At 37.9% G+C, this 14575-nt stretch carries 9 protein-coding genes; 5 read left to right on the forward strand and 4 right to left on the reverse strand.

Going from position 1 to position 14575, the window contains the following annotated elements:
* The first annotated feature begins 2 nt into the window (after positions 1-2).
* The 5 genes from KSX81_RS00900 to KSX81_RS00920 all read left to right on the forward strand — a co-directional run bounded on the left by KSX81_RS00900 (position 3) and on the right by KSX81_RS00920 (position 9967).
* On the forward strand, positions 3-1331 hold the full coding sequence (locus KSX81_RS00900; RefSeq protein ID WP_004320059.1) for a sulfatase: 1329 nt from the start codon (positions 3-5) through the stop codon (positions 1329-1331).
* A 149-nt stretch (positions 1332-1480) separates the two neighbouring features.
* A complete protein-coding gene (locus tag KSX81_RS00905; RefSeq protein ID WP_060451210.1) occupies positions 1481-4537 on the forward strand; it encodes a glycoside hydrolase family 2 TIM barrel-domain containing protein in 3057 nt (1018 codons plus the stop codon).
* Positions 4538-4543: 6 nt separating this feature from the next.
* Positions 4544-5992, forward strand: a complete 1449-nt coding sequence (locus tag KSX81_RS00910; protein WP_081084211.1) for a sulfatase — start codon at positions 4544-4546, stop codon at positions 5990-5992.
* A 6-nt stretch (positions 5993-5998) separates the two neighbouring features.
* Positions 5999-7471 carry a sulfatase gene (locus KSX81_RS00915; RefSeq protein ID WP_060451208.1) on the forward strand — a complete coding sequence of 491 codons (1473 nt, stop codon included), beginning with the start codon at positions 5999-6001 and terminating at the stop codon, positions 7469-7471.
* Positions 7472-7486: 15 nt separating this feature from the next.
* Positions 7487-9967 (forward strand): glycoside hydrolase family 2 protein, encoded by a 2481-nt coding sequence (locus tag KSX81_RS00920; protein WP_195590909.1) that lies wholly within the window; start codon positions 7487-7489, stop codon positions 9965-9967.
* A gap of 149 nt (positions 9968-10116) precedes the next feature.
* Here the strand turns inward: KSX81_RS00920 and KSX81_RS00925 are convergent, their stop codons facing one another.
* The 4 genes from KSX81_RS00925 to KSX81_RS00940 all read right to left on the reverse strand — a co-directional run bounded on the left by KSX81_RS00925 (position 10117) and on the right by KSX81_RS00940 (position 14575).
* On the reverse strand, positions 10117-10902 hold the full coding sequence (locus tag KSX81_RS00925) for a hypothetical protein (protein ID WP_060451314.1): 786 nt from the start codon (positions 10900-10902) through the stop codon (positions 10117-10119).
* A gap of 431 nt (positions 10903-11333) precedes the next feature.
* The gene (locus KSX81_RS00930; protein ID WP_060451315.1) at positions 11334-12308 is read right to left on the reverse strand and encodes an IS982 family transposase; all 975 of its coding nucleotides are present in this window, start codon (positions 12306-12308) and stop codon (positions 11334-11336) included.
* 41 nt (positions 12309-12349) lie between these two features.
* Positions 12350-12811 (reverse strand): DUF5018-related domain-containing protein, encoded by a 462-nt coding sequence (locus KSX81_RS00935; protein ID WP_060451316.1) that lies wholly within the window; start codon positions 12809-12811, stop codon positions 12350-12352.
* A 15-nt stretch (positions 12812-12826) separates the two neighbouring features.
* Positions 12827-14575 (reverse strand): RagB/SusD family nutrient uptake outer membrane protein, encoded by a 1749-nt coding sequence (locus KSX81_RS00940; RefSeq protein WP_060451317.1) that lies wholly within the window; start codon positions 14573-14575, stop codon positions 12827-12829.

Raw genomic sequence — 14575 nt, forward strand, 5'->3', positions numbered from 1 at the left:
TTATGAAGAATCTAATAACTGTCTCTGCCCTATTGCTAGGAAGTCAGGTAACGGCATTCTCACAGGAGCAGCCCAACATAGTAATGCTGTTTGTAGATGATCTTGGATGGGCTGATTTGGGATATAACAACCCTGTATTCGATACTCCAAACATCAACAAACTAAAGTCTGACGGACTGTATTTTTCAAGAGCCTATGTAGCCAGTGCTACTTCAAGCCCGAGCAGAGCATCGCTTCTGACAGGCAAAGAATCGTTAAGATGCGGATTCGTAAGACATATATACGGCAAAGATACAAGCCTTGAATTTGAAACATTCGACAAAGACCCCGGCAAAATGAAGTCGAGAGCGTATCTCCCCTTGGAAGAAATCACTTATGCTGAACGACTTAAAGAATTCGGTTACTATAACATGTTTGTAGGTAAATGGCATCTTGGCACAGAACCATATTTCCCTACAAAACAAGGATTCGACGCTATGTACGGTACATGCGAACACGGACATCCGAACAACTACTACCAACCGTTCTTCAAGACTAACAATCCTTTCCCAAAAGCCAGAAAGAATACTTATCTGACAAATCTCATTGGAGACGGAGCGGTAGATTTCATTAATAAATACGACAAAAAGACACCTTTCCTGCTCAACGTGTGGTATTATGGAGTACATGGCCCTCAAATAGGAAGAAAAGACTTAGTGGCAAAATATGAAAAGAAAGGGCTTACCGGAAAATACGCACAGTATGCAGCGATGATTGAGGCGCTTGACGAGACTGTAGGAGAAATCAGAAGTTCGCTAGAGAAAAAAGGAATTGCTGACAATACAGTTATAATCTTCTCTTCCGACCAGGGAGGGGCTTTCAAGAACGGACATTTAAGAGGTGGCAAGATAGGAGGAGATGCACTGGCTGAAGGCGGTTCACGCGTACCATTCATCATATACGACCCTACTCATAAGAAAATGATGGGCAAGACTATAACTCAGCCGGTAGAAACAATCGATGTCTACCCTACTCTTGTAGAACTTGCCTCAGGCAAACCATGTAAGGACAAACAGGTAGTAGGAAAGAGCCTCGTCCCAGTTCTAAAGGGTAAGAAACTAAAAGACAGAGACTTGTTTATGTTCCGAAGCTACGAAGACCAGAATGCTGCTATAATAAACGGCGAATGGAAACTGATTAAATACAGAAGCGGAAAGGTGCAGCTCTATAATATCAGCAATGATGAAAGCGAAACCACAAATCTTATCAACGTATATCCGGAAAGGACAAAAGATATGCTTGAAAGACTGAACAAGTGGATAGAAGAAGCTACTCCAAAAGAACTTTTATAACATAAAAAGATACTGGAACCTTTTACTACTTCTATAGCATTAAATATAGGAAACATCTGTTACTATCATAGGTAAAAACTAAGCAGACAGATGTTCCCTATGCTATAAATATTGTAAAACTCAATAAACAATCTAATCCTATACCCTATATGAGAAATACATTTATCTTAACACTTTTACTGTTATTAAACATAGCGAATATCTCAGCAAATATAAAAAACTTGAACAATAACTGGAAATTCTTTTACGGTGACATACCAGAAGCAAAATATGTAGATTTTGATGACTCAGAATGGAAAGACATCCGCATACCTCACGACTGGGCTTTTGAGAACGGATATTCAGCAAATGCCTCACAGAAAGACAAGGGTGGCTACCTTGGAGGCGGTATAGGATGGTATCGCAAAGAGATATATCTGACTGAAAAAGACCTGTCAGATGATTTTATTTTCATAGACTTCGAGGCTTCATACATGAACAATCAGGTATGGATAAACGGTAACTTTGCAGGAGAAAGACCATACGGATACATTCCGTTCTCATTCGATATAAAGAAATACCTTGTGGAAGGCAGAAATATCATCTCAGTAAGAGTAGACAATAGTATGGAACCCAGCGCCCGCTGGTATCATGGCTGCGGAATATATGGAAATGTATCATTAAGAAGCCACAAAAATGCTTTCTTTGAAAAAGATGGAATTTTTATCACTACCCCCTCGAAAGACAAAGTCTGTGTAAACGCAAAAGTTATTTCAGCCGAAAAATCTGCCAACTATTTAGCCAAACTGGAAATTTTTGACAAAGCAGGTAAATGCAAAGCACAATCGGAAACATTAGAGTTTTCCACTAACAACAACAATGCAGAAATCAACTTCAACCTAAAAATCAAAAAGACCGAGTTGTGGTCTCCTGAAAATCCTAACCTATATACATCAAGAATAACACTTACCGACAGAAATAACAATATAATCGAAACGAAAAGTATCGATTTCGGATTCAGATATATAGAATGGAGTCCCAATAAAGGATTTATACTGAACGGAAAACAGTATAAACTTAGAGGCGTATGCGAACATATGGAAGGAGGTCCTACTGGAGCCATTACAACAGAACAACTCATCAGATGGAAAGTTAAACTTCTTAAAGATATGGGATGTAATGCCATCAGAACGGCTCACAACCCTCATCTGCCTATTTTCTATAAAGTTTGCGATGAGCTTGGAATGTTCGTCATGGACGAAATATTCGACGGATGGCACAAAAAAGCAGACTTTGACTATGGATTCCAGGCTTTCGACAATTGGTATGAGAGAGACTTAAGAGATTTCATTAGAAGGGACAGGAATCATCCCTCAGTGTTCCTATATAGTATAGGGAATGAAACCAAAGGCGATGTTGCCAAAAAGATGGTAAAAATATGCCATGAGGAAGATCATACGAGATTAGTCACTTCAGGAGACTCAAACTCTGAAGATATGGATGTATATGGCGTGAACGGATGGAGCGAAAAGAAAACTTTTCTTGAAACATATAAGCCGGGAAATAGAGCATTCATAGGAACAGAAAACCCTCATACATGGCAAGTTAGAGGATATTATAGAACACAGACGTGGTATAGAGACAAGTACCCCAATAAGAAACAAGATCCGATGTTCATACCCAACCTTACGGATAAAGAGATTTTCTCATATGACTGGACATCACCAGACAGAAGAAAGAGTGCAAAACAGATATTCAACTCTTCGTATGATAATGCCACCGTGCGAGTTACAGCCAGACATATCATAGAATCGTTAAGAGACAAAGACTGGTTCTCCGGAAGTTTTAGATGGACTGGTTTTGATTACCTTGGCGAAGCAGGATATGTACATGGAGGATGGCCGTTCAGAGCTTTCCAATCTGGTGCACTTGATTTGGCAGGTTTTCCAAAAGACTTGTACTTTCTCTACCAAAGTGAATGGACAACAAAGGATATGGTTCATATTCTGCCACATTGGACACATCCTAAAATGAAAGAAGGAACAGAAATACCTGTATGGGTGTATACAACAGGCGATGAAGTTGAACTTTTACTCAATGGGAATTCTCTTGGGAAAATAAAAAAAGGGGAAAAATGGAATGAAATGCAATGTGAATTCAGAGTCCCATGGACACCAGGAAAGATTGAAGCAATAGCATACAGAAAGGGAAAAGAAATAGCCAGGACATCGCAAGCCACAGCGGGCACACCTGCTAAAATTGATATTGACATCGAAAACAAGAATCTGAAAGCAGACTGTCAAGATATCAGCATTATATCCATAAGTCAAAAAGACAACAACGGAATATTATACCCGTATGGAGAAAACAGAATACATGCCAATATAAAAGGTGATGCAAGAATCCTATCATTTGAAAGCGGTAACCCTGTTGATACAGAAACAAACTTCATTGCAAAATCAAAAAGATGTTTCTTTGGACTTAACAGGATTTTCATCCAGTCTACAGGTTATAATGAAAATTCGCCCGTTACATTATATCTTGGATGTATATCAGGCGATAAGAAATTATGGGCTTCAGACAAAGTTTCAATTTTATATGAAAGCATCTCATTAAGAGGAAAGAGTCCCCAAGATAATGTTGAGATATATTATACTACAGATGGTAGGAAACCTGACAAGAATTGTAAAAAATACAATGCCCCATTTTCGCTAAAAGAGGCGGCTACAGTTAAAGCTGTTATATATATAAATGGTAAAGATGAAATTTACATGCAGGAAAGTTTTGGTCCAAACGAAGGCTTATATTGGGGAAAGCCAGGAGAACCGGCATGCGAGTTCAATGGAGAACAGGCTGAAACAGCCAGTCTCACTAACTGTGTCAAAACTAAAAAAGATGGCGAAGGGTATTTCGGCGACGGATTTGTTATACCGAAAGCAGGTAAAGGTTCTATCACATGGTATCAGGAAAATGATGGTGGAAAATTCAATGCCAAAATTTCTATAAGATACTCACAGAAAAGTAGCAGCACATATTCATATATGGAGCTGTATAATAACGACAAGCTGTTGGAAAGAATTAAATTTACCGATACAGGAAGTGTTGGTTTCCACTGGCGTGAAATGTCAGTTCCTATAACCATATATTCCGGAGCAAACAATATAACCTTAAAAAGTGTAAGCAATGATGCTACACCAAGTATTGATCAAATAACAATTTTACAATAACAAGCGATGAATAAATTTACATTAATGGTGTTAACAGGCTGCGCACCAATTACAGGAATATCAGCTGCCGAAAAACCAAACCTGGTCATAATCCATACAGACGAGCACAGTTTCAGAACCTTAAGCTGTTATCAGAACCTTATGCCTGAACAAGAAGCTTTTGTTTGGGGAAAAGGATGCAATTCAACAACCCCCAACATAGACAGAATAGCTAATGAAGGAGCTATATGTATGAAATATTACTGTAGTTCGCCGGTGTCGACACCTTCAAGAGCTTCAATGATCACAGGCCTCTACCCCCAAGCCACAGGAGCACCCAAGAACGGAATGTTCCTAAGTGATAAAATACCTACATTTGCATCCATATTAAGCGAAAATGGCTATGTCACATCGTATGTAGGCAAATGGCATCTTGCAGGAGATGAGAATAAATACACGTTCGGCATAAAATATAATGGAGGATTCCAAGACAATACATACATGATGACAGGAGGACACGCTCCTTACTTTCATATAAAAAACGGTAAAGTAGTGGCAGGTATCGGGGATAAAGCTGCCGCAAAACTTCCTGCGAATGAAACAATCCATCTTACAGACTTCTTTACCGACAAGGCACTCGATATACTGGAAAGAGACAAAAACAAACCATTCTGCCTCATGCTGTCCATTCCGGATCCGCATACACCGGACTATGCACGCCCACCATATCACGATATGTACAAAAATCTGAAGCCGGAAATGCCGTTTACGATGAAACCTGAATATGCATCACAAAGACCAAGCTGGGGAAAAGGCAGCGAAAAAGACAAGAACGAGGCAAAGACATTCGATACAAAGGCCCTGAAACAGTATTTTGGTATGGTAAAACACATAGACGACAGTGTAGGCAGGATTCTTAAATTCCTTGAAGACAACGGCTTACTGGACAATACAATAGTGGTATTTACATCCGACCACGGAGATATGTTCTTTGAACATAAAAGAAGGAACAAAGGAGTTCCATACGAAGCCTCGTCTCGCATACCGTTTGTAATAAGATACCCTGGAAAAATCAAGGCGGGAAAAGTCATAAACAAAGCATATGTGAATACAGACTTTGCTCCTACCATACTTTCACTTATGGGTATAAAAACTGACGTAAAATTCCATGGTAAGGATACTTCTGCCGACTTCACAAACAAAGATAAAATTGTAAATGGCAACAGAATAGTACATTTTGCACAATGCGAAGGCTGGTGGGCTGCTGCAACAGACGGCAGATACAAACTGGTAATAGACAAAAAAGAATCGCCATGGCTAATCGACATGAAAGAAGATCCGTTTGAACTTAAGAACTGCTATAATGATGCAGACAAGAAAGCAATAGCACAAAAGATGCAAAGAGAGCTGATGAAACAACTTCAAGAGTTTAAAGGCACGGGACTTAACAAAAAACAAGGATATATACTAAAATAATATGTCATGAACAATAATATAATTAACTTAGGTTATGCACTGACATTCATACCCACACTTTACGGATGCAGTGACAGCACCGGAAAAATTAAAGAAAACACCTCCTCAAAACGCCCTAATATCATACTGTTTGTGACAGACGACCATGGTATGGATGCATTGGGATGCTACGGAAACAACATTATCAAAACTCCTAATATGGACTCGCTTGCCGCTAATGGAGTAAGGTTCACTCAGGCATATTGCACTAGTGCAAGTTCAGCAGCAAGCCGTTCCGTCCTGCTAACAGGTAAATACGGACATGCCATCGGAGCATACGGCCATACACACGACTACCATCATTTCAGTACTTTTAAGGATGTGCGTTCCCTTCCTGTAATCCTTTCAGAGAATGGGTATTTTACAGGTAGAATAGGCAAATATCATGTAGCCCCTGAATCCGTATATCATTTCGATAAAGTATATACAGGCAATCCAAGAAATACTGTAGAAATGGCTGAAAACTGTAAAGAGATCTTCAATTCTGAAAAACCGTTTTTCCTCTATTTCTGTACTGACGACCCACACCGTAGCGGATTTACAGAAAAAGTAGACGACTGGAGTTCGCCCAATCCATTCGGTAACAGAAAAGACGGATACAAAGGATGTTCCAATATAGTATATTCGCCGGACAGTGTCATTGTTCCTTCATTCCTCCCTGACAACAAAGAAACGAGAGAAGAAATTGCACAATATTATCAATCAGTTTCCAGAGTTGACCAGGGAATGGGTAAACTTCTCTCATATCTGAAAGAATCAGGAAAAGCTGACAATACTATAATTATATATATTTCAGATAATGGCATGGCTTTCCCTGGAGCAAAAACTACTGTGTATGAGCCAGGGCTAAAGTTACCTTGTATCATTAGCTCACCATTCATTAAGTCAAAAGGAATTACAAATGGTGCAATGATTTCATGGGTCGACATGACCCCTACCATACTCGACATGGCAGGTATAAACACCAAAGATGAAGGATTCATGGGACGCTCCTTCCTACCGGTTATAGAGAGTGAATCTCACGAAGGATGGAACAGGATTTTCGCTTCACATACATTCCATGAAATCACAATGTATTATCCAATGAGGGTAATGAGAAAAGGTGACTATAAAATAATATGGAACATAGCTCATTCGTTGGAATATCCGTTTGCATCTGATTTATGGATTTCGTCAACATGGCAAAGCATTTACAGAAACAATTTGACACACTTCGGTAAACGCACTACTGACTCCTATCTTCACAGACCAGAATTCGAGCTTTATAATCTTAAAGAAGACCCTGATGAAATAAACAATCTGGCTTTGAAAAAAGACTATACAGACATACTCGAACAAATGAAAAAAGAGCTGAAAGAGTGGCAGTTGAAGACTAAAGATCCTTGGTACATAATGTGGAATCACGATGCTTCACTTCAGGGAGCCGGAGAAAAATTATAATAATAAATTTACAAAATGAATATGAAACTACTACTTTCCTTGACATTAATTCTCATGGGGGCACTGTTAAAAGCAGCCCCCTCTACAGAAACTAAAATAAGAGTTACAGAAGATTTCAACATGGGATGGAAATTCTTATTAGGAGACAGCCCTGAAAGAAGAGAAATCAACTATGATGACTCACAATGGAGAACTCTTAATCTGCCACACGACTGGAGCATTGAGGGAGACTATACACCGGATTTCCCTGCCGGAAAAAACAACGGTTTCTTCCCCGAGGGATTAGGATGGTACAGAAAAACCTTCACTGTCGCCAAAGAAGATTTAAACAAACAGTTTGTAATTCAGTTCGACGGTGTATTTATGAATTCCGAAGTGTGGATTAATGGCTGCTACCTTGGAAGACGACCATACGGATACTCAACATTCAGATATGACCTTACTGATAAACTCAAGTTTGGAGGAGAAAACGTAATAGCTGTAAGGGTTGATAACAGTAATCCCGGAGCAGACAGATGGTATCACGGGTCAGGAATATACAGAAACGTTCATCTGATAAAAACAAACTATGTTCATTTCCGCCATAATGGAGGTATCTATATTACCACTCCTATAGCAGAAAAACATACAGCCACAATAAAAGCGAATTATGAAATCATGGGCACATTCTTCGATAAGAATGAAATAAAACTATTTAAGAAAAACAGATGGCTGCGTGAAGAGAACAAATGGAAGAATGCTCCAAGAAAACATGACTGTATTATCCGTACTATAATTTACGACCATAAAGGAAAAGAAGTGGCAAGAACAGAAAACAATCATGTCATCGAAAACTACGAAACGAACTATAAAGCGACACAAACCGTTACTTTCAATAATCCAAATCTGTGGAGCGACAAAACACCATATCTCTATACTGTAAAAAGTGAGATAGAATACAATGGCAAACTTTTGGACGATGCAGTTACGGAGATAGGTATCCGAAAAATCGATTTCGTACCCGGAGCAGGACTCTTTGTCAATGGTGTTGAAACAAAGTTGAAAGGTGTTTGTCTCCATCATGAGGCTGGCAGTCTTGGTGCTGCAGTACCCAGAAAAGTCTGGATATATCGTCTGAGTAAATTAAAAGAAATGGGATGTAATGCTTTAAGGACATCACATAACCCTTTCGAACCAGCCTTCTATGAAGTATGCGACAGTATGGGATTTTATGTAATGGACGAAGCTTTCGACGAATGGACTACCGGATGGAACGTAAACTGGACAGAAAATCCTACCGGTAAAGCCATGAACGGTTACAACCATCTCTACAACGAATGGTGGCGTACCGATTTGGCAGATATGATAAAAAGAGACAGAAATCATCCATCAGTAATAATCTGGGGAGTAGGAAATGAGATTCCAGATTACAGGCACTATAAACACGCAGGAGAAACGATAGCACCAATGTTGGCTTTATGCAAGGAATTAGACCCAACCAGACCATCATGTGTAGGCGACAACAATTGTAAACTTACAGATAAGAATGGAGTAACAGAACAATTGCCTATTATGGGATTCAATTACATAGAACGCGATTTTGGCAGCAAGGACATGTACAGACCCATGCACGAAAAATACCCTGAGAAACTGTGCTTTGGAAGTGAAGTCAACAAAGAACTCTGCTACCATATAGCAATGAGAGACAACCCTTACGTAATAGGAGGATTCATCTGGACAGGTATAGATTACCTAGGAGAAACCAAAGAACTTGGAAGAAGAGGATGGAACTCATCACTACTGGATCTTACATTAAACAAGAAATACGAAGGAGCTCTGTACGAAGCTTGTTGGACTGAAGAACCAAGGATTTTCATCACTTCTTGCGATGTCTCAGCATCAGGACCTATGGAATACACTACATACGGACAGGCTGGCGAACGTGTCGTATTAAGCAAAGAAAGGTTGTTTAGCTGGAATAAAAGAGAAGGCGAGAAAACTTTTGCCACAGTATACAACAACTGTGATGAAATAGAACTCAAGCTAAACGGCAAGTCTTTAGGAAGAAAGGAAACAGGAAAGGACACTTATTATGCAGAGTTTGAGGTCTCATACAAACCCGGCAAACTTGAAGCTATAGGCTACCGCAACGGAAAGAAAGTCGGTACATGCAAACTTGAAACAACAGGATCTGTTTCTAAGATTCAGGCCAATCCGGTATGGAAAGAAATGTCAAGAGACGGAAAAGATATTAATATAATAGAGATAAGGCTAACAGACGATAAAGGCAGGACTGTCCCAGAGGCTGAAAATGAGATCATCGTTTCCGTAACGGGTGGAGCAAAACTTATTGGTATAGACTCGCCTAATTTGTATTATACAGGAAATTTCAAGACAGACCGTCGAAAGGCACAAAACGGTACATTGCTTGTCACTGTGCAGTCAAACGGCAAAAACGAAAAAACCGTCATTAATCTATCATCAAAGGGAATAAAAGATACCACAATCAGTTTCTAAGCTGACCATAATAAGAGTGTCATGAATCATTAAATCATGACACTTTTTTTAATGGCTATCTGTCAGTTCTGAAAGATGACATTGGCATCCCATTTCCCCCTTTCTGAAATACTAGACACATAGATTTTATCACTCCATGAAGTTTTAATCTAAAAAGGAGGTTCACCTTTAATAGTTTGAATAAATGATTTCACTTTTATTATTTCTTCCTTTGTCCCTACAACAATAAATGATATACCTCCTTCTCTTCCAGACAATCCACCAAGGCCGTATAAAAAGACCTTTACATTTGCATACTGTTGAATAGCCTCTATCTCTGTAAAAATCATTCCGGTTTTAAATAAATAAAGTTTAGGTATAGAACCTAATCTTTCATTATTAGCATTTAAAACATTTTCAGAATCTTCCAAGTTTAGAGAGGTTTCTTTCTCAAGACCGATAGGAATTACCAATTTGGCTTTATTCTCACCTACATATGGCAGAAACTTATGAGTTGTACCGCCATCATATGCACCTATACAGACAGCAGCCTGTTTTCTAGAATAATTTAAAAGATTACCACCCTTTAACACCAAATCTCCGGGTTTCAATAACCTTAGAGCTTCAGAATAACTTATATCAATAAGTTTTCCATTCTCAAATACTATTTCTTTAATATGGTTCTTCTTAATATTTAGTGCTTCTTTTCCTGCAGGAATAAAATGTCCAAGAAGGAAACTGCCATGTTCTATTGTTTTCTTCATCAACTCCTCTGCAATATATGAATTAGTAGAACCTTTTGTTATTATAATCATACCTTTTTGTAATTTATCTTTTACTAAAGGCATATTGATTATTCCTTTTGCTATAAGACGTTTACTCTCACTGACAGTAAGGTTAACATCCAGAAACACATCATTATCAGAAACTAAAAAAGATTTATTCTTTACACTCATAATACTTCCATTTAAAATCCAAACAAAGTTGGATAATTCATTAATAATTAACTTTAGTTTTATATCTTTGTATCAGGATGTTAATAGGAAGTAGGCTCTGCTGAGGAGCAACCTACCAGCAATAAACATCCTGACGGTACGCAGTAATGCTACTTGGGGAGGCGGTAACACGCCTCTCTTTTTGTATTACTGATATCGTCTGATATGGCTAAGAAAACCTAACCATAATCCTATGGTAAAACAAACTTTCCACAGCAGACACCACATAAGGGCTTTAAATGTCATTCCTAAAGATACTTATTTTTTAGGATATATCAAAGCCTCGGCTTGGGAAAGTCGAGGCTTTGTGATAACAAAAAGAGGATGTATCATTTTGACACACCCTCATACATTACACATAAAATAATATATAGATTAACCCGTTGGCGGAATTAAATCAGCGCATATTTAACTTTGCCAATGGGTTTGTTGTTTTTATAGTTGATGTATTGTAGGATTGTAAGTGCGCTAATCTTCCCTATAATTCGGGCAAACAATCCATCTGTATCTTTGGCGTAATTTCTTATAATCATAAACTGGTCACATAGCTGTGAGAATAGGGTTTCAATTCTTTTTCTTGCTTTGGCAAACCCGGGGAATACAGGTTTCCAATCTTTCTGGTTAGCTCTGTATGGAACTTCCAGCCTGATATTTGCTGTTTCAAACAAATCCAATTGTACACTGGCACTTAAATACCCTTTGTCACCTATAAAAGTACTGTTGCAATATTCCACCTTGACATCATTCAAATAATGAATGTCAGGTACACTTGCCTTGGTAAGATCAAAAGAATGGATTACTCCACTTAAACCACAGACTGCATGCAGCTTATATCCGTAATAATATATTCCTTGTGAGGCACAGTATCCGATTGACGGCGCTTTCTCAAAATTATTCTTTCCCATACTACAGCGTTTTGCACGTGCAAAACGACAGACCTCTATAGGTTTTGAATCAATACAGAAATAGTCTTCACCACCGTCTATATCCTTAACAAGCCTTTCCCTGATTGCATTACAAAGAGATGAGGTTATCTTACGCCTGTCATTGTATTGTCTGCGCGAGATGAGATTGGGAATTTCCTTTCTATAATCCTGCAATTTAGAAAACAGCAAGGATTCACTGTCAATTCCCATTGCTTCTGAAGTCATATTTAATGCAATTACTTCAAGATCGGAGAATCGTGGAACAACACCTCTTCTGGGAATATTACCTGATTCATTTACTAAATTACCTGCAACTTGCTTGCATATGTTCAGGAATTTTGCGAATATTGCATATAGGTTGTGCATAGCTTTATTGTAAATTAATAGTTTGGTCACTTCTAATTTACTAATAACCAGCGATATGTACAACCTTTTATACATATTTATTTTATCAATTTAATTCCGCCAACGGGTATAGATTATTATTTATTGAATGAATCTATTTTCAGAGTCCAAGTTTTACTATCACCATTTGCCGCTGTAACTTTATAACTCATTTCATTCTGTGTACTAAAATCCTGTATCTCTCCTAGTTTAGGAGAATCACCAACTGGCGCTATAACTGCAGCAGTAGATATATCACAGTAACCTACCAAATTTGATAAAGAGACACCGTCCCTAATTTCTTTAGGAAAATCATCATCAGCCTTTGGAACTGTAATATCACAAGTTACAATAAGATTCTCTTTATCTATTATGGTCTTAACAGTCATTTGTTCTACACACATTCTGTTCTTGGCATCATCAAACCAACGATATTCAAACTTGAAATTAGTAATATCAGCATCCTCATATGCAGGAAGCTCTTCTAAACCCGCCTTCAGACATGAAGAAATCATTGTCATCAGAAATAAGGAAAGCAATACATTATATATTTTTTTCATAATCTACAATTTTAATTAGTTCCAACCAGGATTTTGATCATTTGCAAGATTCTTGTTTAGTTCCATTTCTTTCTTAGGAATAGGGAACAAATATCTCTTAGCTGAAAAAGCACGAGAATTCAGTCCATGTACATCTGGTACATCAATCATCTCATACGAATGCCCATCAGCAGCAATTTCCAATGTTTGGAATGCATGATTCAATTCAGGAATAACTTCCAAACCATCAGCTTTACCCCAGCGAATCAAAGACCAATATCTGTCACCTTCAAAAAAGAGTTCAACTCTTCTTTCAGATTTATATGCCTTCCAGGCATCATCAAGAGTCATAGCAGCAGCTGTATGAGCTGGAAGACCTCCGTGTAAAGTACGGGTCTTATTAATATACTCAATAGCCTTATCTTTTTCATTCAACCTTAGGCACGCTTCTGCATAATTCAAATAAGACCTTCCTAATCTCAAAATTACATGATGATAGTCAGTATAGTTTTGAGCGAATATAGGCTCCTTCTCATATAAGGTCTTTCTTACAAAATACCCGGTTCTGGTAGAAAGCTTTGAAGCCTTATTTAAGGATTTTCTATGCATATTACCTGTAATTCTTGTTACAACCAAATTTTCATAAATATAAGTAGAATCATAAGCTATTGATGCATAAAAACGTTGGTCACGATGTTTATATAAATGATCTGAAACCCAATATGTGCCCGGATTATTAATATAATCCTCATAATACGAAGTCTCATTCCACTTCTTGGCCTTACCGTCACGGTCTATTACCTCATATTCATCAACCAAATCCTGTGAAGGCCACCTGTTTCCCCAACCCAAAAAATTCTGTTTAAGCTTAGGCCATGCAAAGTCATGCAACACATTAGTCTCTGCATTTGGTGTAAATTGTTGCATTGGAGTATCCTTATATTGTGTAACTGATTTATTTCTCCACAAAGCAAAGATAATTTCCTTAGAATTTGAAGCATAATCATAATCATTGAACATCTTTTTATAGTCACTATCCAATGAATAACCTAATTTGAACAACTCCTCGCTGCTGGTTTTAACTTCCTTGTAATAGTCTTCTTTTCCTGTTTCAATATAAGAAGCTCCATGAAGAGCGACCTCAGCTTTTAGTGCCAGCGCTGCACCTTTGGTAAAGTATCCATTCTCTGCATTCTCAGGCAAGCCGGAAGCAGCATCCTTCAAGTCTTTAAGTATAAAATCATAAGTTTCCTTTATGGTCTTACTTCTCCCTAATTGCAGTTCGTCTTCTGGTGTAAGAACCTTATCAATTAAAACAAACTTTCCAAATAACCGAGCTTTATTGAAATATATCATAGCCCTAAGCATTTTTCCTTCTGCTATCATTTCTTTCTTTATATTATCAGGAAAGTCAGATTTACCGACATTCTCTATAATCAGATTAGCCTGCCTGATAAGAGGAAAGGCAGTAGACCAACGATAATCCTTATCCGGAGTCATCTGATCCTTTATTATAGTCACCACATTATTAGTTGAGATTATAATATTATCAGAATAATCATCATTAGCAGCACCATAATAAGCATCCAACTCCAAAGGAGTGTAAATATATTCTTTAACTATATCTTTATATGCATTGTTTATAACACCCTCAACAAGTTTATAATCACTCCAAATCAAATCATCTGAATAACTATCAAGGGGTTTTGTATTCAATAAATCATCACAAGAAGACATTGCCATAACAATAGCAAAACCCGATATTAATATCTTAAACTTATTCAT

This window comes from Bacteroides sp. MSK.18.37 (assembly GCF_019129155.2).
Classification (GTDB): Bacteria; Bacteroidota; Bacteroidia; order Bacteroidales; family Bacteroidaceae; genus Bacteroides; species Bacteroides ovatus.

What these genes read in the sequence shown, in the direction of transcription:
- KSX81_RS00935 (WP_060451316.1), bottom strand. Translation starts at nt 12,811, where the DNA reads ATGAAAAAAATATATAATGTATTGCTTTCCTTATTTCTGATGACAATG.
- KSX81_RS00920 (WP_195590909.1), top strand. Translation starts at nt 7,487, where the DNA reads ATGAATATGAAACTACTACTTTCCTTGACATTAATTCTCATGGGGGCA.
- KSX81_RS00910 (WP_081084211.1), top strand. Translation starts at nt 4,544, where the DNA reads ATGAATAAATTTACATTAATGGTGTTAACAGGCTGCGCACCAATTACA.
- KSX81_RS00915 (WP_060451208.1), top strand. Translation starts at nt 5,999, where the DNA reads ATGAACAATAATATAATTAACTTAGGTTATGCACTGACATTCATACCC.
- KSX81_RS00900 (WP_004320059.1), top strand. Translation starts at nt 3, where the DNA reads ATGAAGAATCTAATAACTGTCTCTGCCCTATTGCTAGGAAGTCAGGTA.
- KSX81_RS00940 (WP_060451317.1), bottom strand. Translation starts at nt 14,575, where the DNA reads ATGAATAAGTTTAAGATATTAATATCGGGTTTTGCTATTGTTATGGCA.
- KSX81_RS00925 (WP_060451314.1), bottom strand. Translation starts at nt 10,902, where the DNA reads ATGAGTGTAAAGAATAAATCTTTTTTAGTTTCTGATAATGATGTGTTT.
- KSX81_RS00930 (WP_060451315.1), bottom strand. Translation starts at nt 12,308, where the DNA reads ATGTATAAAAGGTTGTACATATCGCTGGTTATTAGTAAATTAGAAGTG.
- KSX81_RS00905 (WP_060451210.1), top strand. Translation starts at nt 1,481, where the DNA reads ATGAGAAATACATTTATCTTAACACTTTTACTGTTATTAAACATAGCG.